The sequence below is a fragment of the Cellulomonas taurus genome (genome assembly GCF_012931845.1).
Taxonomy (GTDB): Bacteria; Actinomycetota; Actinomycetes; order Actinomycetales; family Cellulomonadaceae; genus Cellulomonas; species Cellulomonas taurus.
Window position 1 is genome coordinate 779118 of the sequence record NZ_CP051884.1, and the last position, 24172, is coordinate 803289.

At 71.9% G+C, this 24172-nt stretch carries 22 protein-coding genes; 10 read left to right on the top strand and 12 right to left on the bottom strand.

Annotation, left to right across the window (positions count from 1 at the left end):
- The first annotated feature begins 20 nt into the window (after positions 1 to 20).
- The 5 genes from HGK68_RS03575 to HGK68_RS03595 are packed head-to-tail and all read left to right on the top strand — an operon-like array spanning position 21 to position 5848.
- Positions 21 to 1598, top strand: coding sequence for an ABC transporter ATP-binding protein (locus tag HGK68_RS03575; protein ID WP_169164720.1), 1578 nt, complete (start codon positions 21 to 23; stop codon positions 1596 to 1598).
- Positions 1595 to 2851, top strand: a complete 1257-nt coding sequence (locus HGK68_RS03580) for an ABC transporter permease (RefSeq protein ID WP_425483661.1) — start codon at positions 1595 to 1597, stop codon at positions 2849 to 2851. The genes HGK68_RS03575 and HGK68_RS03580 overlap by 4 nt, the downstream gene beginning before the upstream one ends.
- Entirely contained in the window at positions 2848 to 4143 is a 1296-nt protein-coding gene (locus tag HGK68_RS03585; protein ID WP_169164721.1) for an ABC transporter permease, read from the top strand. Before HGK68_RS03580 ends, HGK68_RS03585 begins: the two co-directional genes overlap by 4 nt.
- 8 nt (positions 4144 to 4151) lie before the next feature.
- Positions 4152 to 4562, top strand: a complete 411-nt coding sequence (locus tag HGK68_RS03590) for a cytidine deaminase (RefSeq protein ID WP_169164722.1) — start codon at positions 4152 to 4154, stop codon at positions 4560 to 4562.
- Positions 4559 to 5848: a thymidine phosphorylase gene (locus HGK68_RS03595; RefSeq protein ID WP_169164723.1), complete on the top strand. Its 1290-nt coding sequence runs from the start codon at positions 4559 to 4561 to the stop codon at positions 5846 to 5848. Before HGK68_RS03590 ends, HGK68_RS03595 begins: the two co-directional genes overlap by 4 nt.
- 54 nt (positions 5849 to 5902) lie before the next feature.
- On the opposite strand, the gene HGK68_RS03600 is transcribed toward HGK68_RS03595, so the two are convergent.
- Positions 5903 to 6313, bottom strand: coding sequence for a VOC family protein (locus HGK68_RS03600; protein WP_169164724.1), 411 nt, complete (start codon positions 6311 to 6313; stop codon positions 5903 to 5905).
- Between the two features lie 142 nt (positions 6314 to 6455).
- Between HGK68_RS03600 and HGK68_RS03605 the strand changes: the two genes are divergently transcribed.
- The 3 genes from HGK68_RS03605 to deoC are packed head-to-tail and all read left to right on the top strand — an operon-like array spanning position 6456 to position 8468.
- On the top strand, positions 6456 to 6677 hold the full coding sequence (locus HGK68_RS03605) for a hypothetical protein (protein WP_169164725.1): 222 nt from the start codon (positions 6456 to 6458) through the stop codon (positions 6675 to 6677).
- A gap of 37 nt (positions 6678 to 6714) precedes the next feature.
- On the top strand, positions 6715 to 7797 hold the full coding sequence (locus tag HGK68_RS03610) for an adenosine deaminase (RefSeq protein WP_169164726.1): 1083 nt from the start codon (positions 6715 to 6717) through the stop codon (positions 7795 to 7797).
- Entirely contained in the window at positions 7794 to 8468 is a 675-nt protein-coding gene (gene deoC, locus HGK68_RS03615) for a deoxyribose-phosphate aldolase (protein WP_169164727.1), read from the top strand. The genes HGK68_RS03610 and deoC overlap by 4 nt, the downstream gene beginning before the upstream one ends.
- A gap of 69 nt (positions 8469 to 8537) precedes the next feature.
- Here the strand turns inward: deoC and HGK68_RS03620 are convergent, their stop codons facing one another.
- Both HGK68_RS03620 and HGK68_RS03625 read right to left on the bottom strand, forming a co-directional pair.
- Entirely contained in the window at positions 8538 to 10352 is a 1815-nt protein-coding gene (locus HGK68_RS03620) for a phospho-sugar mutase (protein ID WP_169164728.1), read from the bottom strand.
- A 29-nt stretch (positions 10353 to 10381) separates the two neighbouring features.
- Positions 10382 to 11221 carry a purine-nucleoside phosphorylase gene (locus HGK68_RS03625; protein WP_169164729.1) on the bottom strand — a complete coding sequence of 280 codons (840 nt, stop codon included), beginning with the start codon at positions 11219 to 11221 and terminating at the stop codon, positions 10382 to 10384.
- A 72-nt stretch (positions 11222 to 11293) separates the two neighbouring features.
- Between HGK68_RS03625 and HGK68_RS03630 the strand changes: the two genes are divergently transcribed.
- Positions 11294 to 12754, top strand: coding sequence for an NAD(P)H-quinone dehydrogenase (locus HGK68_RS03630; RefSeq protein WP_425483662.1), 1461 nt, complete (start codon positions 11294 to 11296; stop codon positions 12752 to 12754).
- A 23-nt stretch (positions 12755 to 12777) separates the two neighbouring features.
- On the opposite strand, the gene HGK68_RS03635 is transcribed toward HGK68_RS03630, so the two are convergent.
- The 8 genes from HGK68_RS03635 to HGK68_RS03670 form a co-directional block, all read right to left on the bottom strand.
- The gene (locus tag HGK68_RS03635) at positions 12778 to 13404 is read right to left on the bottom strand and encodes a hypothetical protein (protein WP_169164730.1); all 627 of its coding nucleotides are present in this window, start codon (positions 13402 to 13404) and stop codon (positions 12778 to 12780) included.
- Positions 13405 to 13454: 50 nt separating this feature from the next.
- Complete coding sequence (locus HGK68_RS03640) at positions 13455 to 14120, bottom strand: hypothetical protein (protein ID WP_206155794.1); 666 nt, start codon at positions 14118 to 14120, stop codon at positions 13455 to 13457.
- Positions 14117 to 16393: a hypothetical protein gene (locus HGK68_RS03645; protein ID WP_169164732.1), complete on the bottom strand. Its 2277-nt coding sequence runs from the start codon at positions 16391 to 16393 to the stop codon at positions 14117 to 14119. Before HGK68_RS03645 ends, HGK68_RS03640 begins: the two co-directional genes overlap by 4 nt.
- Positions 16390 to 16656, bottom strand: coding sequence for a hypothetical protein (locus HGK68_RS03650; protein WP_169164733.1), 267 nt, complete (start codon positions 16654 to 16656; stop codon positions 16390 to 16392). Before HGK68_RS03650 ends, HGK68_RS03645 begins: the two co-directional genes overlap by 4 nt.
- A gap of 122 nt (positions 16657 to 16778) precedes the next feature.
- Positions 16779 to 18689 carry an endonuclease/exonuclease/phosphatase family protein gene (locus HGK68_RS03655; protein ID WP_169164734.1) on the bottom strand — a complete coding sequence of 637 codons (1911 nt, stop codon included), beginning with the start codon at positions 18687 to 18689 and terminating at the stop codon, positions 16779 to 16781.
- Between the two features lie 20 nt (positions 18690 to 18709).
- Positions 18710 to 19183: an NUDIX hydrolase gene (locus HGK68_RS03660; protein ID WP_169164735.1), complete on the bottom strand. Its 474-nt coding sequence runs from the start codon at positions 19181 to 19183 to the stop codon at positions 18710 to 18712.
- On the bottom strand, positions 19180 to 20967 hold the full coding sequence (locus tag HGK68_RS03665; RefSeq protein ID WP_206155795.1) for an acetyl/propionyl/methylcrotonyl-CoA carboxylase subunit alpha: 1788 nt from the start codon (positions 20965 to 20967) through the stop codon (positions 19180 to 19182). The genes HGK68_RS03660 and HGK68_RS03665 overlap by 4 nt, the downstream gene beginning before the upstream one ends.
- Positions 20968 to 21074: 107 nt before the next feature.
- Entirely contained in the window at positions 21075 to 21674 is a 600-nt protein-coding gene (locus tag HGK68_RS03670) for a Maf family protein (protein WP_169164736.1), read from the bottom strand.
- Positions 21675 to 21770: 96 nt separating this feature from the next.
- On the opposite strand from HGK68_RS03670, the gene HGK68_RS03675 reads away from it, so the two are divergent.
- Positions 21771 to 22430 (top strand): vitamin K epoxide reductase family protein, encoded by a 660-nt coding sequence (locus HGK68_RS03675; RefSeq protein ID WP_169164737.1) that lies wholly within the window; start codon positions 21771 to 21773, stop codon positions 22428 to 22430.
- A gap of 55 nt (positions 22431 to 22485) precedes the next feature.
- On the opposite strand, the gene HGK68_RS03680 is transcribed toward HGK68_RS03675, so the two are convergent.
- Positions 22486 to 24165 carry a DUF885 domain-containing protein gene (locus HGK68_RS03680; RefSeq protein WP_169164738.1) on the bottom strand — a complete coding sequence of 560 codons (1680 nt, stop codon included), beginning with the start codon at positions 24163 to 24165 and terminating at the stop codon, positions 22486 to 22488.
- Between the last annotated feature and the right edge of the window lie 7 nt (positions 24166 to 24172).

Consider the following 24172-nt stretch of genomic DNA (forward strand, 5'->3'; position numbering starts at 1 on the left):
GATCGAGGAGCAGGCCCACCGTGAAGCTGGAGCTGCGCGGGATCACCAAGCGTTTTGGGACGCTGGTGGCCAACGACCACATCGACCTGGTGGTCGAACCCGGTGAGATCCACGCCCTGCTGGGTGAGAACGGTGCCGGGAAGTCCACCCTGATGAACGTGCTCTACGGGTTCTACGACCCGGACGAGGGCGAGATCCTGGTGGACGACCAGCCGGTGGAGTTCGCCGGGCCCGGCGACGCGATGGCCGCGGGGATCGGCATGGTGCACCAGCACTTCATGCTGGTGCCGGTGTTCACGGTCGCGGAGAACGTGGTGCTCGGCTACGAGCCGACCAAGAGCGCCGGGCTGATCGACCTGCCGGAGGCGCGCCGCCGGGTGAAGGAGATCTCCGACCGGTTCGGCTTCGACGTCGACCCGGACGCGATGGTCGAGGACCTGCCGGTGGGCGCCCAGCAGCGGGTGGAGATCATCAAGGCGCTGTCCCGGGACGCGAAGGTGCTGATCCTGGACGAGCCGACCGCGGTCCTCACCCCGCAGGAGACCGACGAGCTGATCGCGATCATGCGCCAGCTCAAGGCCGCGGGCACCTCGATCGTGTTCATCACGCACAAGCTGCGCGAGGTGCGTGCGGTCGCCGACCGGATCACGGTCATCCGGCGCGGCAAGGTGGTCGGCTCCGCCGACCCGCAGTCGGCCGAGACCGAACTGGCGTCCCTGATGGTCGGCCGCTCGGTGTCCCTCGGGGTGGACCGCGCACCGGCACAGCCCGGCGAGGTCGCCCTCCAGGTGCGCGACCTGAGCGTGCTCGACGACGCGGGCGTGCGCCAGGTGGACGCGATCTCCTTCGACGTGGCCCGGGGCGAGATCGTCGCCATCGCCGGTGTGCAGGGCAACGGCCAGACCGAGCTGACCGAGGTCATCCTGGGTCTGCAGCCGGCGCTGGCCGGATCGGTCCGGCTGGACGGCAAGGAACTGCTCGGCCGCTCGGTCAAGCAGGTGCTCACCGCCGGGGTCGGCTTCGTGCCCGAGGACCGGACCGAGGACGGCATCGTCGCCGAGTTCTCGGTCGCGGAGAACCTGATCCTCGACCTGTACGACACCCCGGCGTTCGCGAAGGGCATCTCGCTGGACCCGGCGAAGGTGCGCGCGAACGCCGAGCAGCGCACGGTCGAGTTCGACGTCCGCACCCCGTCGATCGAGGCACCGGCCGGCACGCTGTCCGGCGGTAACCAGCAGAAGGTCGTCCTGGCCCGGGAAATGTCCCGGCCGTTGCGGCTGCTGATCGCCTCCCAGCCCACGCGTGGTCTGGACGTCGGCTCGATCGAGTTCGTGCACAAGCGGATCGTGGCGGAGCGTGATTCCGGGACCCCCGTGATCATCGTCTCCACCGAGCTGGACGAGGTCCTGGACCTGGCCGACCGGATCGTGGTCATGTACCGCGGTCGGATCGTCGGCACGGTGCCCGGAGGTACCGACCGGGACGTGCTCGGCCTGATGATGGCCGGCGTTCCGCAGGAGGAGGCCGTGAAGCAGGCAGCCTCGCATCACACGGTGCTCGGCGAGGCCGACATCGTCGCCGAGAAGGAGAGCGAGTGAACGCCGCACCCGACGTCCCCGCCACGGACGCGAAGGACGAGCGGCTCGAGCCGCGACTCCAGGGCGCCCTGCGGGAGATGCTGACCAGCAACTGGCTGGTCACCGTCGCCGCCCTGCTGCTGGCCCTGGTGGTCTCGGCGGTGCTGATCGCCGCCGCCGACGAGGACGTGCACACCACCGCGGGCTACCTGTTCGCGCGGCCCGCCGACTTCCTGTCCGCGGTCTGGGACTCGGTGTGGGGCGCCTACGTGGCCCTGTTCCAGGGCGCGATCGTCGACCCGACCGCCGCGACCTTCACCAAGGCGATCCGGCCGCTCACCGAGACGATGACCTGGTCGGTGCCGCTGATCCTGGCCGGTCTCGGTCTGTCCGTGGGCTTCCGCGCCGGACTGTTCAACATCGGTGCACAGGGCCAGATCATCCTGGGCGCGATCTTCGGCGGGTACATCGGCTTCGCCTTCGGGCTGCCGCCGGTGCTGCACCTGCTGCTCGCGATCATCGCCGCCGCCCTCGGTGGGGCGATCTGGGCCGGGATCGCCGGTTTCCTCAAGGCGCGCACCGGCGCGAACGAGGTGATCGTGACGATCATGCTGAACAACATCGCGGTCTACCTGGTCGCGTACCTGTTGACGCTGACCGCGTTCAAGCGTCCGGGCAGCAACAACCCGCAGTCGCCGGCGATCGAGGGCACCGCGGTGTACCCGCAGCTGCTCGGTGACGGCTTCCGCCTGCACGCCGGGTTCCTCCTGGCGATCCTGGCCACGGTGTTCGTCTGGTGGCTGATGGACCGCTCGACCCTGGGCTTCCAGTTCCGGGCCGTGGGTGCCAACCCGTCGGCCGCTCGCACCGCGGGCATCAACATCAACCGGATCTACCTGCTGGTGATGCTGACCTCCGGTGCGCTGGCCGGTCTGGCCGGTTCCGCCCAGGTGCTCGGCACCGAGAAGGTGCTCACCGCCGGTGTCGCCGCGTCCTTCGGCTTCGACGCCATCACCGTCGCCCTGCTCGGCCGGTCCAAGCCGCTGGGCACGTTCCTGGCCGGTCTGCTCTTCGGCGCGCTGCGTGCCGGTGGCTTCGCGATGCAGGCCCGGACCGGCACCCCGATCGACATCGTGCTGGTCGTGCAGTCCCTGGTCGTGCTGTTCATCGCCGCGCCGCCGCTGGTCCGGGCGGTGTTCCGACTGCCGAGCCCGGGTCGTCGCAAGCAGGTCAGCCCCACCCCCGCGCCCGTCACCAAGGAGGCCGCCGCGTGAGCGCCGTGACCGCACCCGCCCCGGCTGCTTCGGCACGCTCGGCGGCCCAGCCGTTGCCGCCGATCTCGTACAAGGGCCCGATCGCCTACGTCGTGATCGCGCTGCTCGCCCTGATCGCCTTCGGCATCGTGCCCGCCTCCGGCAAGAAGACCGGCTTCACGGTGTCCACCGCCACCGACTTCTTCCAGATCGACCGGTTCGACGTGCCGAGCAAGTCGACCGCGATCGTGCTCTGCCTGATCGCCCTCGCCCTCGGTGGCCTGAGCGCCTGGTACGCCCGCAACCGCCGCAAGGCCGGGGTGTGGCTGCCCGCCGTCTACGCCGTGGCACTGGTGCTCGCCCTGCTGGTCTGGGCGGTCGCCGGCAAGAGCTCGCCGCTGCCGCTGACCGGTCTGCTGCAGGGCGCGCTGTTCCTCGCGGTGCCGCTGGTCTTCGGTTCGCTCGCCGGTGTGCTGTGCGAGCGGTCCGGCATCATCAACATCGCGATCGAGGGCCAGCTGCTGGCCGGCGCGTTCCTGGCGGCGGTGGTCGCCACCCTGACCCAGTCCGCGTACCTCGGTCTGCTCGCGGCGCCGATCGCCGGTGCCCTGGTCTCGGCGCTGCTGGTCGCCTTCGCGGTGAAGTACGTCGTGGACCAGATCATCGTCGGCGTCGTGCTGAACGTGCTGGTCGTCGGGGTGACCAGCTACCTGTTCTCCACCGTGCTCAAGGTGAACGCCAGCACGCTGAACACGCCGCCGCGGCTGCCGACGCTGCCGATCCCGGTGCTGAGCGAGATCCCGGTGTTGGGGCCGGTGCTGTTCCGGCAGACCGCGCTGGTCTACATCATGTACGTGGTCGTGATCGTGCTGCAGATCCTGCTGTTCCGCTCCAAGTGGGGCCTGCGTCTGCGCGCCGTCGGGGAGCACCCGAAGGCCGCCGACACCGTGGGCATCAAGGTCAACCGGACCCGGATCCGCAACACCCTGCTGGGTGGCGCGGTCGCCGGTCTGGGCGGGGCGTTCTTCACGGTGGCGAACGGTCTCGCGTTCAACAAGGAGATGACCGCCGGCAAGGGGTACATCGCCCTGGCCGCGATGATCCTCGGTCGGTGGAGCCCCAAGGGTGCCCTGGCCGCCGCGTTGCTCTTCGGCTTCGCCGACAGCCTGCAGCAGGCATTCGGGATCATCGGCACCTCGATCCCCAGCCAGCTGATGCTGATGCTGCCCTACCTGGTCACCATCTTCGCGGTCGCCGGTCTGGTCGGGAAGGTGCGAGCCCCGGCCTCCGAGGGCATCGCCTACGTGAAGTGAGGAACGACATGACCGACACCATCGACTGGGACGGCCTGCGCGCCGCCGCCACCGAGGCCATGCGGCACGCCTATGTCCCGTACTCGACGTTCCCGGTCGGCGTCGCCGCCCTGGTGGACGACGGCCGGGTCGTCACCGGCTGCAATGTGGAGAACGCGTCCTACGGCCTGACCCTGTGCGCCGAGTGCGCGCTGGTCTCCGGCCTGCACCTGTCGGGTGGCGGGCGGCTCGTCGCCTTCACCTGCGTCGACGGTCAGGGCAACACGCTGATGCCCTGCGGCCGCTGCCGTCAGCTCCTGTGGGAGCACGGTGGCGCCGACCTGGTGCTGGACACCGTCAGCGGATTCAAGACCATGCGCGAGGTCCTGCCGGATGCTTTCGGCCCGGACGACCTCGTCGAACGGAAGGTGCAGGCGTGACCGAGAGCTTCGACGCCGTCGACGTCATCGTCGCCAAGCGGGACGGCCACCGGCTGTCCGACGCCCAGATCGACTGGGTGATCGACGCGTACACCCGCGGGGTGGTGGCCGAGGAGCAGATGTCCGCCCTCAACATGGCCATCCTGCTGAACGGGATGGACCGCGCCGAGATCGCCCGGTGGACTGCGGCGATGATCGCCTCCGGCGAGCGGATGGACTTCTCCGGTCTGCGCCGGCCCACCGCCGACAAGCACTCCACCGGTGGGGTCGGCGACAAGATCACCCTGCCGTTGGCCCCGCTGGTCGCGGTCTTCGACGTCGCCGTCCCGCAGCTGTCCGGTCGCGGCCTCGGCCACACCGGCGGCACCCTGGACAAGCTGGAGTCGATCCCGGGCTGGCGCGCGGCGCTGTCCAACGAGGAGATGATGGCCCAGCTGGACGACGTGGGCGCCGTGATCTGTCAGGCCGGTTCCGGTCTGGCACCGGCCGACCGCAAGCTCTACGCCCTCCGGGATGTCACCGGCACCGTCGAGGCCATCCCGCTGATCGCCTCCTCGATCATGAGCAAGAAGATCGCCGAGGGCACCGGCGCGCTGGTGCTGGACGTCAAGGTCGGCTCCGGTGCGTTCATGAAGAACGTGGACCGGGCGCGCGAGCTGGCCCGCACCATGGTCGACCTGGGCACGGACGCCGGTGTCACCACCGTCGCCCTGCTGACCGACATGGACACCCCGCTCGGACTCACGGCGGGCAACGCCCTGGAGGTCCGCGAGTCCCTGGAGGTGCTCGCGGGTGGCGGCCCCACCGATGTGGTGGAGCTGACCGTGGCGCTGGCCCGGGAGATGCTGACCGCCGCCGGGAAGCCGGACGCCGACCCCGCCGCGGCGCTGGCCGACGGTCGAGCGATGGACGCCTGGCGCCGGATGATCGAGGCCCAGGGCGGCGACGCCGACGCGGAGCTGCCGGTGGCACAGCACACCGAGCAGATCCTGGCCCCGGCCGACGGCACCCTCAGCCGCCTGGACGCCTACGCGGTGGGCATCGCCGCCTGGCGACTGGGTGCCGGTCGTGCCCGCAAGGAGGACCCGGTGCAGGCAGGTGCCGGCGTCGAGCTGCACGCCAAGCCGGGCGACACCGTGCGGGCGGGACAGCCGTTGATGACCCTGCACACCGACACCCCGGAGCGGTTCGCGCGGGCGACCGAGGCGCTGGCCGACGCGGTGGACGTGACCGACGGTGCGTACCAGCCGACCCCGCTGGTGATCGACCGGATCGTCGCGGGCTGATTCCCGCGCAGCACGGATGAAGGGCCGGACACCGCGTGGTGTCCGGCCCTTCGGTCATGCCGGGCCCAGTTCCTGGAACACGGTCAGTTGCAGACCCGCCGGGGCGTCCAGCCGGGAGTTGAGCGACCGCCAGGGCGTCTCGCGGGGCGCGGCGACCAGCTCGGCACCGGCATCGGTCAGGCGCCGCGTGGTCCCCTCCGCGTCGGTCACCTCCAGTGCCACCCGGAGCCGGGCACTCGGCCGGCCCTCCGCCTCCACCTGGTCGATCATCGCCACCTGCTGGGGGTTGGCGAGTTCCAGGGTCGCGCGTCCGGCGTCGAGGATCGTCACCTGCGCACCTCCGTCGCCCTGGAAGGCTGCCTGTTCCGGCATCCCGAGCACATCGCGGTAGAAGGTCAGGGCCGCCTCGTAGTCCTCCGCGTGCACGACGAGTCGAAGCTGTCGGACCGGGTTCGGTGTGGTCATCCCCGCAGCATCGCCCGAGGCTCGACCGTCCACAAGGGCCGCGTCCCGCCGTGGTCCCCAGGAGGTCGGACCCGGCCTGGCGAGGAGCGCGCGGTCGCGCCACGATGGAGGGGACCCAGCAGCCCGAGCGAGGGAGGATCCCATGAGCACGATCCCCGGCCACGAGTCCTGGCGGGACGCCGGTCTGACCGGCCCCGAGGTGACCGACCTGCCCGAGGTGGAGCCGTCCGAGGACCTGAGCGACGAGGGCGTGTACCGCCCGGGCGACCCGCGTCCGGACCTCGACGACCGGGCGAACCCGGCCGACGTGGCTGAGCAGCTGGTCGAGGTGCCGGAGGACGAGGAGGAGGGCTACTCGATCTGATGCCAGGTCGGTGCTCCGGGACCAGTACCGTTGCGGCATGACCCCGGAGCAGATCGCCGCGCTGCCCAAGGTCGTCCTGCACGATCACCTCGACGGCGGGCTGCGGCCCGCGACGGTGGCTGAGCTGGCGGCCAGGAACGGCCACCACTTGCCGGTGGACGACCCCGACGAGCTGGCCGACTGGTTCTACCGGCAGGCGACCTCGGGCAGCCTGGAGGCGTACATCGCCACCTTCGAGCACACCCTGGCCGTCATGCAGGACACCGAGGGACTGACCCGGGCTGCCCGGGAGGCGGTGCTGGACCTGGCAGCCGACGGGGTGGTCTACGCCGAGCAGCGGTTCGCCCCCGAGCAGCACCAGCGCGGCGGCCTCACCCTGCAGCAGGTGGTGGACGCCGTGCGGGCCGGTGTGGCCGAGGGGGAGGCCGAGGCCCGTGCCGCAGGCCGGGAGATCCGCACGAATCTGCTCCTGTGCGCGATGCGGCAGACCGACCGTGCCGAGGAGGTCGCCGCCCTGGCACTGGCGAACCGCGACCGGGGAGTGGTCGGCTTCGACATCGCCGGGCCGGAGGCCGGGTACCCGGCGCAGGGCATGGGGGCGACCTTCGCCCGGCTCCGCGCCGCGCGGTTCCCCGTGACCGTGCACGCCGGTGAGGCGGCAGGCGCCGAGTCGGTGGACCAGGCGGTGGAGGTCGGCGCGCTGCGGCTCGGCCACGGGGTCCGGCTCACCGAGGACCTGCACGACGACGGCTCGGGCGGCACCCGGCTGGGTCGGCTCGCGCACTGGGTGCGGGACCGCCGGATCGCGCTGGAGGTCTGTCCCACCTCGAACCTGCAGACCGGTGCCGCCACCTCGATCGCCGAGCACCCGGTGACCCGGTTGCTCCGGCTCGGCTTCGCGGTCACCGTCAACACCGACAACCGGCTGCAGTCCCGCACCAGCATGACCACCGAGCTGCACCGCCTGGTCGAGGACGCGGGCTGGACCCGCGACGACCTGCTTGCGGTCACCCTCACCGCCGCACGACACGCGTTCTGCCACCAGGACGAGCGCGAGGACCTGATCCGCCGGGTGATCGCGCCCGGCTTCTCCACCTCCGAAGGAAGGCACCGATCATGACCGCCTCGTTGGACGCCGCCGGGCTGGCGCAGTTCGTCGACCACACCCTGCTCAAGCCGGAGGCCACCCGCGCCGACGTCGAGGCGCTGATCGCGGAGGGCGTCGAGCTCGGCGTCTACTCGGTCTGCATCTCGCCGTCCTTCCTCCCGGTGGACGCGAAGGGGCTGAAGGTCGCCACCGTGTGTGGCTTCCCCTCCGGCAAGCACCACTCGGACGTCAAGGCCGCCGAGGCCGCCCGGTCGGTGGCCGACGGCGCCGACGAGGTCGACATGGTGATCGACGTCGGTGCTGCCAAGGCGGGCGAGTTCGCCGCCGTGCAGGCCGACATCGCCGCGGTGCGGGCGGCTGCCCCGGCTCCGACCGTGCTCAAGGTCATCATCGAGTCCGCCGCCCTCACCGACCACGAGATCGTCGAGGTCTGCCGGGCCGCCGAGGCCGCGGGGGCCGACTTCGTGAAGACCTCCACCGGGTTCCACCCCAGCGGCGGCGCCAGCGTGCACGCCGTCGAGGTGATGGCCGCGACCGTCGGTGGACGACTCGGGGTCAAGGCCAGCGGCGGGGTGCGTACCGCCGCCGACGCGCTCGCGATGATCGAGGCCGGCGCGACCCGGCTGGGGCTGTCCGGCACCGCCGCGGTGCTGTCCGGCTTCGAGGCCGACGGCGGCTACTGAGTCCTGACACCCGGCCGCACGCACGAACGCCCCCCGATCCGCGAGGATCGGGGGGCGTTCTGCTGTCGATCAGAGGCCGAGGGCGTCCGCCACGTCCGCGCGCACCCGGTCCAGCCGGTCCCGGGCTGCGGTGCGGGCCTCGCCCACGGTCTCGAACGGGGCCGTCGCCTCCACCGGCAGCACCACCTCCAGGTAGCACTTCACCTTGGGCTCGGTGCCGGAGGGCCGGACGATCACCCGGGTGTCGTCCTGCGCCAGCAGCAGGATGCCGTCGGTCGGCGGCAGGCCGTCGTAGCCCTCGGCCAGGTCGATCACCGACGTGACCGGCGATCCGGCGAGCAGCACCGGCGGGTGCTCCCGCAACCGGGCCATCACCTCCGGGATCTTCGCCAGGTCGGTGAACCGGGCCGACAGCTGATCGGTCAGGTGCAGGCCGTGCTGCCGGGCCAGGTCGTCCAGCACGTCGACGATCCCGCGACCCTCGGTCTTCAGCCGTGCGGCCAGACCGGCGAGCAGCAGGGCGGCGGAGATGCCGTCCTTGTCCCGCACCCCGGCCGGGTTCACGCAGTAGCCCAGCGCCTCCTCGTAGCCGTAGACCAGGCCCTCCACCCGGGAGATCCACTTGAAGCCGGTCAGGGTCTGCACGTGCGCCAACCCGGCACCCTCCGCGATCCGCGACAGCAGCCGCGAGGACACGATCGAGTTCGCCAGGACCCCGCCGCTTACACCGGCCGAGCGCTCGGCGGCGACCGTGCCGAGCAGAGCGCCCACCTCGTCCCCGTGCAGCATCCGCCAGCCGTCGGAGGCGGCGGCACCGGGGCCGGTGTGCGTGCGCCGACGCGGGTCGACGAAGGCGGCACCACAGCGGTCGGCGTCCGGGTCCAGGGCGATCACCAGGTCGGCGTCCAGCTCGGCCGCCAGGGCCACCGCCAGATCGATCGCCCCCGGCTCCTCCGGGTTCGGGAAGGCGACGGTGGGGAAGTCCGGGTCGGGCTCCGCCTGCAACGGCACCAGGTGCAGGTCGGTGAAGCCCGCGGCGGTCAGCACCTGCCGCGCGGTCTCGCCACCGACACCGTGCATCGGGGTGAGCACGATCCGCAGGTCCTTCGCCATGGCGGCGTCCACCCGCGGGTCGGCCAGCGCCCCCACCGCCGCGCGGTAGTCGTCGTGGATCCGCTGGTCCAGCTGGGTCCACCCGTCGGCGGCGCGCGGGACAGCCGAGACCGACGGCACCCGGGCGATCTCCGCGGCGATCGCCGCGTCCATCGGCGACACGATCTGGGCGCCCTGACCGGCGTCCCGCACCACCCGGCCACCGAGGTAGACCTTGTACCCGTTGTCCTGCGGCGGGTTGTGGCTGGCGGTGACCATCACCCCCGCGTCGGCGTTCAGGTGCCGGACGGCGAAAGCCAGCACCGGGGTCGGCAGCTGCGGCGGGAGCATCAGCACCTCGATGCCGACGGCCGTCAGCACCGCGGCGGTGTCCCGCGCGAAGTCGGCCGACCCGTGCCGGGCGTCGTGGCCCACGACCACCCGGGGGGCGGGGGTCACCCCGTCCAGCTCACCGAGCAGATAGGCACCCAGGCCGGAGGCGGCGCGGATCACCACGGCGCGGTTCATCCGGTTCGGACCGCCGCCGATCGCACCGCGCAGCCCGGCGGTGCCGAACTGCAGCAGGCCGAGGAAGCGGTCGGCCAGGTCCTGCCGGGCCCGCTCGGCGTGGGTGGCGGCGGACTCCTGCTCCAGCGGGGAACCCTCGTCGGTGGGCGCCTCGGCGCGGGCGAGCAGCGCGGTCAGCTCCGCCGCCGTCCGGGGGTCCGGGTCGTCCGCGATCCAGGTGCGCACCTCGTCGGCGAGCTGGTCCCACGTCTTCTGGACGGTCATGTTCTTCAGGTCCCCTTGGTCGGCGATGCTCAGATGTAGGTGACGATCTCGGCCAGCAGCTTGCTGATCCGCGGCCCGGCGGCGCGACCGGCCTCCAGCACCTCCTCGTGGGAGAGCTTGTCGGCGCTGATGCCGGCGGCCAGGTTCGTCACCAGGGAGATGCCGAGCACCTCCATCCCGGCGTGCCGGGCGGCGATCGCCTCGATGGTGGTGGACATGCCGACCAGCGAACCACCGAGCACGCCGGCCATCTTCACCTCGGCCGGGGTCTCGTAGTGCGGGCCGCGGAACTGCACGTAGACGCCCTCGTCCAGCGAGGGGTCCACCTGGTGCGCGACATCCCGCAGTCGCTGGCTGTACAGGTCGGTCAGGTCGACGAAGGTCGCGCCCTCCAGCGGGGACACGGTCGTCAGGTTGATGTGGTCGTTGATCAGCACCGGGGTGCCGGGCGTCCAGTTCGGGTTCAGCCCGCCGCAGCCGTTGGTCAGCACCACGGTCGAGCAGCCGGCGGCCGCCGCGGTCCGCACCCCGTGCACCACCCGGCGCACGCCCTTGCCCTCGTACAGGTGGGTGCGCGAACCGAGCACCAGCGCGTGCTTCGCGGTCTCCGAGTCCCCGGCGATCTTGATCGACCGGATCGTGCCGACGTGGCCGACCACCGCGGGCTTCGCGAAGCCGGGCACCTCGTGCGCCGGGATCTCGGCCACCGTCTCGCCCAGCAGGTCGGCGGCGCCGCCCCAGCCGGATCCCAGCACCAGGGCGATGTCGTGCCGCTCCACCCCGGTCAGCTCGGCGAGGGCCGTGGCGGCCTCCGCGGCGATCTGCATCGGGTCAGCGGTCAGGTCGTCCAGGCGGGCGTCGTCGGCCATCGGGGGGTCCTCCGGGGGAGTGTTCGGCAGCGTGTGCAGGCAACACTCGAGACTACTCGGCATGATGGGTCCGTGACACAGCCGCCGCAGCAGCCCCCCGCGCCCGTGGTCCACGACGACGACCGCCCCCCGCAGCAGGTGGTCGTGATCGGTGGTGGACCCGGCGGCTACGAGGCGGCGTTGGTCGCCCGCCGACTCGGCGCCCAGGTGACAGTCGTCGAACGCTCCGGACTCGGCGGCGCCGCCGTCCTCACCGACGTGGTGCCGTCCAAGACCCTGATCGCCACCGCCGAGTGGATGACCATCGCCGAACGCGCCCCCGAACTCGGCATCCGGGTCGACGTCCCGGCCGGCACCGAGGAGGGCCCGGTCGCCGCGGGGGAGCGACGCCACTCCATCGACATGGCCCAGGTCAACTCCCGGGTCCGCGACCTGGCAGCCGCCCAGTCCCGGGACATCCTCACCCGCCTGGAACGCGAAGGCGTCGAGGTCATCACCGGCCACGGTCGCCTGGCCGGACCGGACCGGGTGGAGGTCGACGGCCGCACCCTGAGTGCCGACGCCGTGCTGCTCGCCACCGGCGCCACCCCGCGCACCCTCCCCGATGCCCAGCCGGACGGTGAACGCATCCTCACCTGGACCCAGCTGTACGGGCTCGACGCGCTGCCCGAGCGCCTGATCGTGGTCGGCTCAGGAGTCACCGGTGCCGAGTTCGCCGGGGCCTACGTCTCCCTCGGGTCCCAGGTGGTGCTGGTGTCCAGCCGCGACCGGGTGCTGCCCGGCGAGGACGCCGACGCCGCCGAGATGCTGGAGGAGGTGTTCCGCTCCCGTGGCATGGAGGTGGTGCCGCGCTCCCGCGCCGTCGCCGCCGAACGCACCGCCGACGGGGTGCTCGTCACCCTGGCCGACGGGCGGCAGATCGAGGGCTCGCACGTCCTGCTCGCCGTCGGGTCGGTGCCGAACAGCGCCGACCTCGGCCTGGACACCGCCGGAGTGCGGGTCGGTAAGGGCGGACACATCGAGGTCGACAAGGTCTCCCGCACCGCCGCGCGGGGCGTCTACGCCGCCGGGGACGTCACCGGTGTACTGCCGCTGGCCTCGGTCGCCGCCATGCAGGGCCGGATCGCGATGTCGCACGCCCTCGGCGACGCCGTCAGCCCGCTGTCGCTGCGCTCGGTGGCCGCCAACATCTTCACCGCTCCGGAGATCGCCACCGTCGGCGGCAGCGAGGTGTCGCTCACCGCGCGCGGTGCGCACTTCGTGACCAACACCCTGCCGTTGGCCCGCAACCCGCGCGCCAAGATGCTCGGCGTCCGGGACGGATTCGTGAAGCTGTTCGCGCACCCGGTGTCCGGCACCGTGCTCGGCGGGGTCGTGGTCGCGCCCCGGGCCAGCGAACTGATCTTCCCGATCACGCTGGCCGTGGCCCACGGGCTGACGGTGGACGACGTGGCATCGGCGTTCACGGTGTACCCGTCGCTGTCCGGGTCGATCGCGGAGGTGGCGCGGGTGTTGCACCACCCGGAGGAGTAGGGAACCGAGGTTGTAGAGCCGAGCTACGAGTAGTGCCCGATGGGTGCGTGCTCGCGCCAGTCGGTGAAGTGCTGCACGGTGGCCGCCGATGGGTCGCAGTCGACGCCGTAGACCGGATGGTTGTCGCGTGCCCACAGGGCGGGCGGGTCGAGACCGAGGTCGGTGAGGCGAGCGATCTCAGCCTCCGTCAATGGGCTGAGGGTGGTATCGACGATGAGGCCCTGCCGCTGGGCGCTGACGTACTTCCGTGGCTCACCGGTGTCCTTGCTCACTTCGTCGGTCGTGTAGCTGCAATAGCGCACCACGGTTGAACCGTCGGATTCGTCTGTCACCGACAGGATGACCCTCGGGGCGGGCCCGGTTGCGACCCACTGATAGCTGTCGTGAGTGGGACGGTGATCGAGTCCGCGTGCAGGGTCGAAGTACTGGGTGAACTGGGCGAACTCCCGAGTGTCGGTCAGGGCAGCCCATGCCCCGATCATGCTGGTCGTGCGCAGGACCTGCACGGCGGGGTGGTCCTCGAACGGGGCTGTGGCATCCAGGGCCGGTTCGAGCGGGGCGATGTCCGCGACCGGGTACGGCGGGCCCGTGGGCGAAGGCTCAGCTGTCGTGTCATCGGTGCACGCAGCCAGCACGAGCGCGGCGATCACGGCCACGACGGTGAGCGCTCGTCGCCCCCCGCGCGGTGGAAGGGGCCGGGTCATGAGTAGTGCCCGATGGGTGCGTGCTCGCGCCAGTCGGTGAAGTGCTGCACGGTGGCCGCCGATGGGTCGCAGTCACCGGTGACGGTCTGGTTGTCGCGCACCCACAGGGCTGGCGGCTCGAGACCGAGGTCATTCAGGCGCGCGATCTCCTCGTCGGTGAGGGGGCTGAGGGTGGTATCGACCAGGAGACCTCGCTGCTGGGCACTGATGTAGTCGCGTGGTTCACCGGTGTCTTTGCTGACCTCGCCGGTGGTGTACCCGCACGAACGCACCACGGTTGAACCGTCGGCATCATCGGTCACCGACAGGATGACCCGGGGCTCGGGGCCGATGGCGACCCAACGGTAGTCCCGAGGGGCGGGATGGAGGTCCGGCTCTCGCGCGGGGTCGAAGTACTGGGTGTACTGGGCGAACTCCCTGGTGTCGGTCAGCGTCGACCACGCCCAGATGGTGTTGGTGGTGCGCATGATCTGCACGGCGGGGTGGTCCTCGAATGGTGCTGTGGTGTCCAGGGCTGGTTCGAGTGGGGTGATGTCCGCGACCGGGTAGGGCGGGCCGGTGGGTGTGGGGTCGGCGGTCGTGTCGTTGGTGCACGCGGCCAGGACCAGAGCGGCGGCGAGCGTGAGGGCGGCCAGGGCCCGTGCTCGGGTGCGGGTGGTCATGGCATATCTCCCCGGTTCACCGAGTGGTGCCTCCCGTTGTCGTCGATGGTGGTGACGTCGTACATGTCGTCGGTGGTGGGGCTGTTGAGCGCGGTGGCCTTGTCTCCGTACTCGGTCATCGCCGCTTCCATCAGGGTCTGGGCGGTGGTGGGGTAGGCGGGGTCGATCTGCTGCCACGGGCCGACCAGTCCTTGGTCGAGGGCGTTCTGCAGGGTGGCGTGCCCTCGGTCGATCCCGGCCTGCTCGGTGATGTCTCCGGTGGCGGATTCGCGGATGGCGGTGATCTCCTCCGGGGAGAGCATGTCGCCCCAGTGGTCTTGGGCCAGCAGGTCGAGGTTCCCGGCGGCGATGTCGATCAGCCAGTCCACGGCTGCTGAGCCCGTGCTGACCCCGGGGATGATCCCGATGATTCGCATCATGGTGTCCAGGTCCTGACGGGACTGGGCGTCGAGGGCTTCGGCGTGGTGGGCTGCCTCGGCGGTACAGGACGCCTGGGTGAGTCCGTACACGCCGCCCACACCGCGCAGCAGCTTCTCGGCCGTGGCCTGATCGGGGTGACCCGCCCCGGTGACGTGTGCGAACACCTGTTGTCCGTAGTCACCGACGCCCGCACCGATCGCCCCCAGCGCGGCCAGGTCAGTGGTCGCGATGCCCAACAGCCGCGACAGGTTCCCCAACGGCACCCCGAACGCCGGGACCTCCACCAACCGGCCATCGATCAACACAGTCGCGACGTCCCGTCCGTTCTCCCCAGCCTTGTACGCGACATTCCCGCCCAGCGTGGCGGCGATCTCTGGCACGAAGGTGGCCAGTGCTTGGGCGATGTCGAGTTGGGCGGGGCTGGACATGGTCCCGACCTGCAGGTGCTCGTTCCCGCCGAGCCGTTCGGTGGCCAGGGCAGCGAACTGCACGATCTCGGTCCACGTCTTACCCAGTGGGTCTTGGGCGCGCGCCTGAACACCCTCGGGACTGTTGACGATCGCGTCGATCAGCGCCGCCGGCCCTTCGAACCCGTCATCCTCCCAGTCGTAGCGCCCGAACCAGTAGTCACTGACCCCGCCCGCGCCCAGCAGGTCCAACGCTTGACCGGGGATGGCCGTCAGTTGGTCGAAGATCGCGCCCATCAAGGTCGGCACCGACCCGCCGAGGTTCCGGCGCACCTCGGCGTCGTAGTCGGCGCGGGTGTACCCGTAGAAGTCGATGGTCGGCAGTGAGGCCCGGGTGATCAGCGCGAACCGCTCGGGGTCATCGGCCCGGATCTGCTCGACCCGGGTGAACGCGCCCACGGCGACCTGGGGGTTCAGTCCGGGGGTCCCCAGCAGGGACGGGACGATCATCGAGCGGGCGTAGCCGTCCATGGTGTCCACCAGGCCGGTGCCCCAGCCCTGCGCGGTCGGGGCGTCCCAGGTGGTCGACGCGGTGGCCAGCCCCACACCGAGCAGCCCGGAGAGCGTCGCGGCACTGACCCCGCCGCGGAATGCGTGGTGCAGATCGTCGGCGGTGGCGAACTCGGCCATGAAGCCGGTCAGACCCTCGGGTCCCAGCCCGTCGTAGAACCGGGCCATCACCTCATCATCGGCGGAGTACATCATCAGGAACTGCGCGACCAGGTCGTAGTCGGCAGCTGTGCGCTGGTCGGTGTCGATCCGGTCCAGCAGGTCGTCGACCACGTCGTCGACATCCCGCGCCGACCCACCGGGCCGGTAGGCGATCTGGGTCCACGCGGTGGCACCCGGTCCCGGAGCTGTCTGCAAGGCGGCGATGATCCGCGCGTCCAGCGCCCGGCGCCGCTCCCCGAGCTCCTCCAGCAGTCGTTCCTGGAACCGGACGGCGGTCCGCGCCTCAGCTGTCTCTCGCTCCAGGGACGCCGCCCGGAGGTGACCCGCGGAATCGGCGAGGTCCACCGTCGAGCGAGCCGACGTCAGCTGCGCCTGATACGCGACCACTTCCTGCTCCGCGTTGCTCAACCGCCACCGGATCGCATCGCCTTCCTCTTGCAGCAGGAACAGCCCGTTGGCGTAGTCGAGCAGCGCCTGCGACACCCGCGCCCACCCCTGCGCCGTGGCCTCGGCCAGCTGCTCGGCTGACTGGCAGGACAGCAGCATCGCCTGCGCGCCCTGACCGGCCCACACCTGATCGCTCACCCGGCCCCGCGCAGCACCAGCGATCTGACGACGCTCCAGCACCTCGGCCGCGACATCCTCGAGCTGCCACCCGGCGCTCCGCACCACCGACACATCACCCCGGTCCGGGAACCGCTCTCCCCCGCTCACGACCCGGCACCCGCCAACGCCGCATCCGCCTGCTGCATCACCGCGACAGCCGCACGCGCCTGAGCACCCAACCCGGTCCAACTCTCAGCCAGGTTCGACTGCTGGTCGTACACCATCGTGAACGCCTGCCCGAACGCCTCCGCGACACCGGCCGACCCGCACGCACCGATCCCGGGACGCAGCACCGACATCCCCATCCCGGCCCGGGACAGCTCACCCGCCACCGCTGTCATCTCGCCCGAGTCCAGCACCAGCTCGCCCACGACACGCCCTCCTGCCTGCGCACTGAATCGGCTCAACGCGCGCGAGGAAGCTATCGCCGCACGGTCGGTGATGGGCGCTGAACAGCAGGAATTGAGTACGCGACGAGTGGATTTGAGTGGTGCTACTCAGTGACCCCTACCACCACGGCCCGGTGGTCCGAGCTGGCGTCGTCCAGCACGGTGGCCGCACTGAACGAGACCCCGCGCCCGAACACCCAGTCGATCCGCACCTGCGGGTCCACGCTGGGGTAGGTGCGTGCGTCCGGATCACCGGCGTCGTCGACGGCGCTGGTCCAGCCCTGGTCGAGCAGCAGCTCGGGTTCAGCCCACCCCGGTTCGGCGTTGAAATCGCCGGCGATCACCTGCGGCCCGTCCTCGGGGAGGGCCGCGAGCAGGGTGTCCAGCTGCGCGAGCCGGGTGTCGGTGTTCCGGTCCCGGTGTTGCAGGTGCACGCTGGTGACGCGCACGGAGGTGCCGTCGTCGGTGGTGACCAGCGCGGTCAGGGCGGAGCGCTGCTGCGGCCCGTCGCCGTAGGGCAGCTCGATCACCTGGACGTCGGTGAGCGGGGTGCGGGACAGCAGGACGTTGCCGAACTGGCGGTCGGCGGCCGGGGCGAAGGCGACGTGCATGTCGAGGCGTTCGGCGAGCCAGGTCGCCATGTCGGCGCCGCCGCCGAGCACCCAGCCACGGGAGACCTCCTGCAGGGCGACCACATCGGGCTGCTGCGCCTCGATGGTGCGCGCGATCTGCTCCAGGTCGACCCGGGTGTCCGGGGCGACGCCGTAGTGCAGGTTCCAGTCCATGATCCGCAGGCCGTCGTCCTGGGTGACGGTGACGTCCGGCGCCCAGGGCCGCCACCAGCCGACCAGGAGCAGCAGCACCGAGGGCAGCACCAGCAGGCGCAGGGCGTTGGCCCGCAGCGGCGGGGCGACCGGGCCTTCGCCGGTGGAGGGGTCGATGCCGGGGGTGGTGCGCCGCAGACCGGAGAGGGCGAGCAGGACGGCACCGGCGACCACGATCCAGGCGTTGTCGATGCCGAGCGGGAGGTCGTAGTCGAGCAGGTAGACCAGCAGGATCACGACCAGGAGGCCGCCGACCCCGGAGGTGGCGATGGCGGTGCGGGCGATGCCGGGGGGTGCCGGGCGCCGGGTGCTGAGCGACCCGGCGAGCACCACGCCGGTGGCGATCTGGGCGAGGCCGGCGGCGATCAGCGCCACCACATCCGGCAGCATGAACGCCAAGGCGATCAGGATCGGCAGGGCGACGGCGCAGAGCACGCGGATCACCGGGGTCAGGACGTCGGGGACCAGCAACACCCAGACGGTCCCGGCCGCGGCGAGGATCAGGACGGCGGCGGCGGGCACCAGGGCGACCCCGGACTGCGCGGCGACGAAGGCCGGATTGGCCAGCACCATCAGGATCAGGGCCAGCGCGGGGCCGAGCGCCCAGGTCCGGCGGGGTCGGCCCTCGGAGGTCTCGGCTCGGGTGAGCACGCCCAGACCGATCGCCGGGAGCACCAGGAGCAGTGCCCACGCGATGCCGCTGAGCCCTGGGTGCCACAGCGGATCCCAGGTGCGCAGGACGGTCTGGATCCCCACCGAGAGTCCCACGCCGAGCAGGATGCCGATCGCGGCCTGTCGACCCCCGGCGGTGCGGCCGGAGGCGCGGGCGACGGTGAGCACCAGGGCGGTGACCGCCAGCGCGGCGGTGAGCAGCCCGGCGACGACGCGCGCCTGGTCGGTGAGCAGCTGCGCGGCGAGCCGGGCGATGCCGGCGGCGGTGACCGCGACCAGCACGGCGGAGCCGCGGGTGGCGCGGAGCCAGAGCGCGGCGAACAGTCCCGGTGCCAGCAGGTAGGTGCCCACCGCGGTGAGCGCGACCGGCAGGGTGCCGACGGCGAACGCGCGGTCCAGCACCGGCCCGGAGGCCCGGATCGCGTCGATGGCCAGCAGGGTGACCAGCGCGACCAGGCCGACCCGGGTGGCGATCCCGGCGTCGGGCGGTTGAGTCGAATCGACCTCGGGTGTGCTCACCGGAGCAACCTACCGTCGGCTCAGGCGAGCAGGTCCTCGATCCGCTGCCGGAGTGCGGGCCAGGCGGTGCCGAAGGCGGGCAGCAGCGGGCGCTGCTCGACCTGGTCCAGCGGCACCCAGCGGATCTCGGCGCTCTCCGCATCGGTGGGACGCACGTCGAGGTCCGCCACCGTCAGCACGGCGAGCACGGTGGTGTAGCTCCAGTCGACGTGGTCGAGCACCCGCTCATCGACGACTTGGACGACGGTGGGGTCGATCCCGGCTTCCTCGGCGGCCTCCCGCAGGGCACCCTGGGCGGCGGACTCCTGCGGTTCGCGCGCACCGCCCGGGATGCCCCAGGTGCCGCCCTGGTGGGTCCACTCCGACCGGTGTTGCAGCACCACGGCCGGTTCCGGTCCCGGGCGCACCAGCAGCAGACCGGCGGCGCCGTGCAGCCCCCAGTGCCGGTGGCCGCAGCGGCAGTCCACCCAGCCGTCGCCGGGTCGAGGGGTCATGCGATGTCGCAGATCACCGCGCCGGCACCCACGGTCGCACCGACCGCCGCGCTCAACCCGGAGACGGTGCCGGCCTTGTGCGCGACCAGCTGCTGCTCCATCTTCATCGCCTCCAGGACGACGATCAGGTCACCCTCGGCGACCTCGGCGCCGTCGGCGACCGCGACCTTCACGATGGTGCCCTGCATCGGCGAGGTGAGGCTGGTGCCGGAGACGCCGGCGGCGGCCCGGGCACCGGAGCGGCGCGCTGCCGGACGCTTCGGTGCGGCGCGGCGACCGGCGCGGGCGGCCAGCGCGGCGGGCAGCACGACCTCCAGCCGCTTGCCGCCGACCTCGACGACGACCCGCTCCAGCTCGGTCGGTTCGTCCTCCTCCTCGGACGCGGTGCCGGTGGTCGGCGCTGCCTCGGCGAGGGCCGCGAGCTGGTCGACGAACTCGGTCTCGATCCACCGGGTGTGCACGCTGAACGGCGTGCCCTCGTCGGCGGGCACGAAGGCCTCGGAGTCCATCACCGCGCGGTGGAAGGGCAGCACGGTCGGGATGCCGGCCACCTCCATCTCGGCCAGGGCGCGGCGGGCGCGCTGGGCGGCCTGGGCGCGGGTGGCACCGGTGACGACCAGCTTGCCGATCATCGAGTCGAAGGCACCGGAGACGGAGTCGCCCTCGATCACGCCGAAGTCGGCGCGCACCCCCGGGCCGCTGGGCAGCCGCAGCGTGCTGATCCGGCCGGGCGACGGCAGGAAGTTCGCCGCCGGGTCCTCACCGTTGATCCGGAACTCGAAGGAGTGGCCGCGGGTCTCGACGTGGTCGTAGCCCAGGGGCTCACCGGCGGCGATCCGGAACTGCTCGCGCACCAGGTCGATGCCGCTGATCTCCTCGGTGACCGGGTGCTCGACCTGCAGGCGGGTGTTGACCTCCAGGAAGGAGATGGTGCCGTCCACCGCGACCAGGAACTCGCAGGTCCCGGCGCCGACGTAGCCGGCCTCGCGCAGGATCGCCTGGGAGGACTCGACCAGGCGGGCGCGCTGGTCGTCGGTCAGGTAGGGCGCGGGCGCCTCCTCGACCAGCTTCTGGTGCCGGCGCTGCAGGGAGCAGTCACGGGTGGAGACCACGACGACGGTGCCGTGCTCGTCGGCGAGGCACTGGGTCTCCACGTGCCGGGGCCGGTCGAGGTACCGCTCCACGAAGCACTCGCCGCGGCCGAAGGCGGCGGTGGCCTCCCGGACGGCGGAGTCGTAGAGCTCGTCGATCTCCTCCGAGGTGCGGGCGACCTTGAGGCCACGACCGCCACCGCCGAAGGCGGCCTTGATGGCGACCGGCAGGCCGTGTTCGGCGACGAAGGCGTGCACCTCGGCCGCCCCGGAGACCGGGTCCGGGGTCCCGGCGACCAGCGGGGCACCGGCGCGCTGGGCGATGTGCCGGGCGCTCACCTTGTCACCGAGCGACATGATCGCGGCGGGGGGCGGCCCGATCCAGGTCAGACCCGCGTCGATCACCGCCTGCGCGAACTCCGCGTTCTCGGACAGGAAGCCGTAGCCGGGGTGCACGGCGTCGGCACCGGAACGGCGGGCGACGTCCAGCAGCTTCGCGATGTCCAGGTAGGTCTCGGCCGCGCGGGCGCCGTCCAACGCGTACGCCTCGTCGGCCAGACGCACGTGCTGCGCCTCGCGGTCGGGGTCGGCGTAGACGGCGACGGAGGCGAGGCCGGCGTCACGGCAGGCACGGGCGACACGGACGGCGATCTCACCACGGTTGGCGATCAGCACCTTGGAGATACGGGGCACGGCTCACGGTAACGCGCGCCCACCCCCGGAGGGCGACCCGGCGCGGCACCGGTGACGAACTCTGGCAGAACCGTCCAAGTGCCCCCGGACCCGCCTTGTCGGATTCCTCAGCTGACGTGGTTCCACAGGTCGGTGATGGACAGTCCGAGCCGCCCGAGCAGCTCGCGCAGCAGCGGCAGGCTGAGCCCGACCACCCCGTGATGGTCGCCCTCGATGCCGGTGACGAACGCCCCGCCGAGCCCGTCGACGGTGAAGGCCCCGGCGACGTGCAGCGGCTCACCGGTGGCGACGTAGGCGGTGATCTCGGCGTCGGAGACCTCGGCGAAGTGCACCGTGGTCGAACTGGTGGCACCGAGCTGGGTCTCACCGCGGATCAGCCAGTGCCCGGTGTGCAGCACCGCCGACCTGCCGCGCATCTCCTGCCAGCGCCGGACCGCGTCGGCGGCGTCGACCGGCTTGCCGAGGACCTGGCCGCCCAGCTCCAGCATCGAGTCGCAGCCCAGCACCAGGGCGTCCGGGTACCCGGCGGCCACGTCGCGGGCCTTGGCCCGGGCCAGCAGCAGGACGGCCTCGGCCGGGGCGACCTGTCCGGCGGCCGCCAGCACGGCGGGCTCGTCCACGGCGGAGACGGCGACGGTGGGGTCGATCCCTGCGGACCGCAGGGTGGCGCGGCGGGCGGGGGAGGCGGAGGCGAGCAGCAGGTCCACGCGGCGAGCCTAGGCGCAGTCAGGACATTCGTCCGGCGCGTGCGGGCCGAGCGATCCGCCACGATTGTCCGGGATTCCCCAGGGGAGGGTGCGACCATGACCGCTGTGACCGACGACGAGCTGACCGACGACCGGCCCGAGGCCCTGATCGTCGACGACGACCCCGCCTCCGAGAGCCGCTACCGCTGGCGCCGCCGGACCGCGATCGAGATGGCGATCTCCGGCGCGATCGGCCTGTTCACGTCCTTCGTGCTGTCGATCGAGGCGTGGCGGATCGCCAAGGACCCGGACACGGTCCTCGGCTGCGACCTGAACGCCGTCATCTCCTGCGGGACGGTCGCCAAGACCTGGCAGGCGAACCTGCTCGGCTTCCCGAACGCCTTCCTCGGGATCGCCTTCGAGGTCGTGGTGATCACCATCGCGGTCGCCGCCATCGGCCGGGTGCGCTTCCCGCGCTGGTTCATGCTCGGCACGCAGCTGCTCTACACGATCGCGCTGTTCTTCGCGTACTGGCTGTTCCTGCAGGCCTACTTCGTCATCGGGGTGCTCTGCCCGTGGTGCTTGCTGATCACGGTGACCACCACGCTGGTGTTCGCCGGGCTGACCCGGTGGAACATCCGGGACGGGCACCTGCGGATCGGCCAGTGGGCGCGGGACCTGGTCGCGGCCGGAACCGACTGGTACCTCACCATCGCGTGGCTGGTGCTGTTCGCGGCGATGGTCCTGTTCAAGTACGGGCCGTCGCTGATCGGTTGACACATGACGAAGCCCCCACCGGATCGGCCGGTGGGGGCTTCGTCATGTCCGGCACTCAGGCCAGGGTGTCCCGCAGCACGTCCAGCGGCAGCGCGCCGAGGTTCAGCGCCCGCTCGTGGAAGCTGCGCAGGTCGAAGGCGGCACCCTCGCGGGCGGCCACCGCGTCCCGGGTCTGCTCCCAGATCCGCTGGCCGATCTTGTAGGACGGTGCCTGGCCCGGCCAGCCCAGGTAGCGGTTCAGCTCGAACCGGATGAAGCCCTCGTCCATGTTCACGTTGGCCTTGAGGAACTCCCACGCCTTGTCGGCGTCCCAGGTGCCGCCACCCCACTCGGCGGGGGCGGGCAGACCCAGGTGCACGCCGAGGTCGAGGACGACGCGAGCGGCGCGCATCCGCTGGCCGTCCAGCATGCCGAGCCGGTCACCGGCGTCGTCCAGGAAGCCGAGGTCGGCCATCAGGCGCTCGGAGTACAGCGCCCAGCCCTCGCCGTGGCCGGAGACCCAGCAGGCCAGCCGACGCCAGGAGTTCAGCTGCTCGCGCTGGTACACCGCCTGGGCGATCTGCAGGTGATGCCCCGGCACGCCCTCGTGGTAGACGGTGGTCTTCTCCCGCCAGGTGTTGAAGGTGGTGACGCCCGGCGGCACCGACCACCACATCCGACCGGGACGGCTGAAGTCGTCGCTCGGGCCGGTGTAGTAGATGCCGCCGTTCTGGGTCGGGGCGATCATGCACTCGATGGCGTGCAGCGGCTCGGCGATGGTGAAGTGCGTGCCGTCCAGGGCGGTGATCGCCTCGTCGGCGGTGCGCTGCATCCACTCCTGCAGCGCGGCGGTGCCCTCCAGGCGGCGGGCCGGGTCGGCGTCCAGGGCGGCGACCGCCTGCTCGACGGTGGCACCCGGTCCGGCGATCTCGGCGGCGACCTGCTCCTGCTCGGCGACCACCCGGGCCAGTTCCTCCAGGCCCCACTGGTAGGTCTCCTCCAGGTCCACGGTGGCACCGACGAAGTAGCGGGACCAGAGCGCGTAGCGGTCGCGGCCGACGGCGTCCTGCTCGGGTGCCTGGGCGGCCAGCTCGTCCTTGAGGAACGACGCCAGCTCGGCGTACGCCCCCCGGGCGGCCTTGGCTCCCTGGTCGAGGGCACCGGCCAGCGCCGCGTCCTGGGCCACGGCGGCGTGGGCCTGCTCGCCGTCGATGTACTGGGTGAAGAAGGAGGTGGCCGGGTTCGCCAGCTCCTCGGCCTGCTCGATGGCCTCGCGCACCTGGCGGATGGCCGGGACGTCGCCCCGGGCGGCGGCGGCGCGCAGCGACTCGACGTACCCGGCGGCCGCCTGCGGCACCCCGGACAGTCGACGGGCGATGGTCGCCCAGGCCTCGGTGCCCTCGGTGGGCATCAGGTCGAAGACGTCGCGCATGCCCTGCACCGGGGAGGCGATGTTGTTCAGCTCGCGCTGCAGCTCACCGGCCTCGTGCAGCTCCAGCTCCAGGCCGAGGCGTTCGCGCATCGCGGCGAGCGTCACCGTGTCGGTGTCGTCGGCGGGGGTGGCGGCGTCCAGCTCGCGCAGCGTCTGCCGGGCGGCGTCGGCGCGGGCCTGGAGCCCGGCCGGGGAGTGGTCGGTCATCTCGTCGTCGTGGCCCGGGATGCCGAGGGCGGTGGCACCCTCCGGGTCGAGGGCGGCGAGGGTCTGGACGTAGGCGTCGGCGATCCGGTCGATCGCTGTCTGGGGACGAGGGTTCACCCGTCCG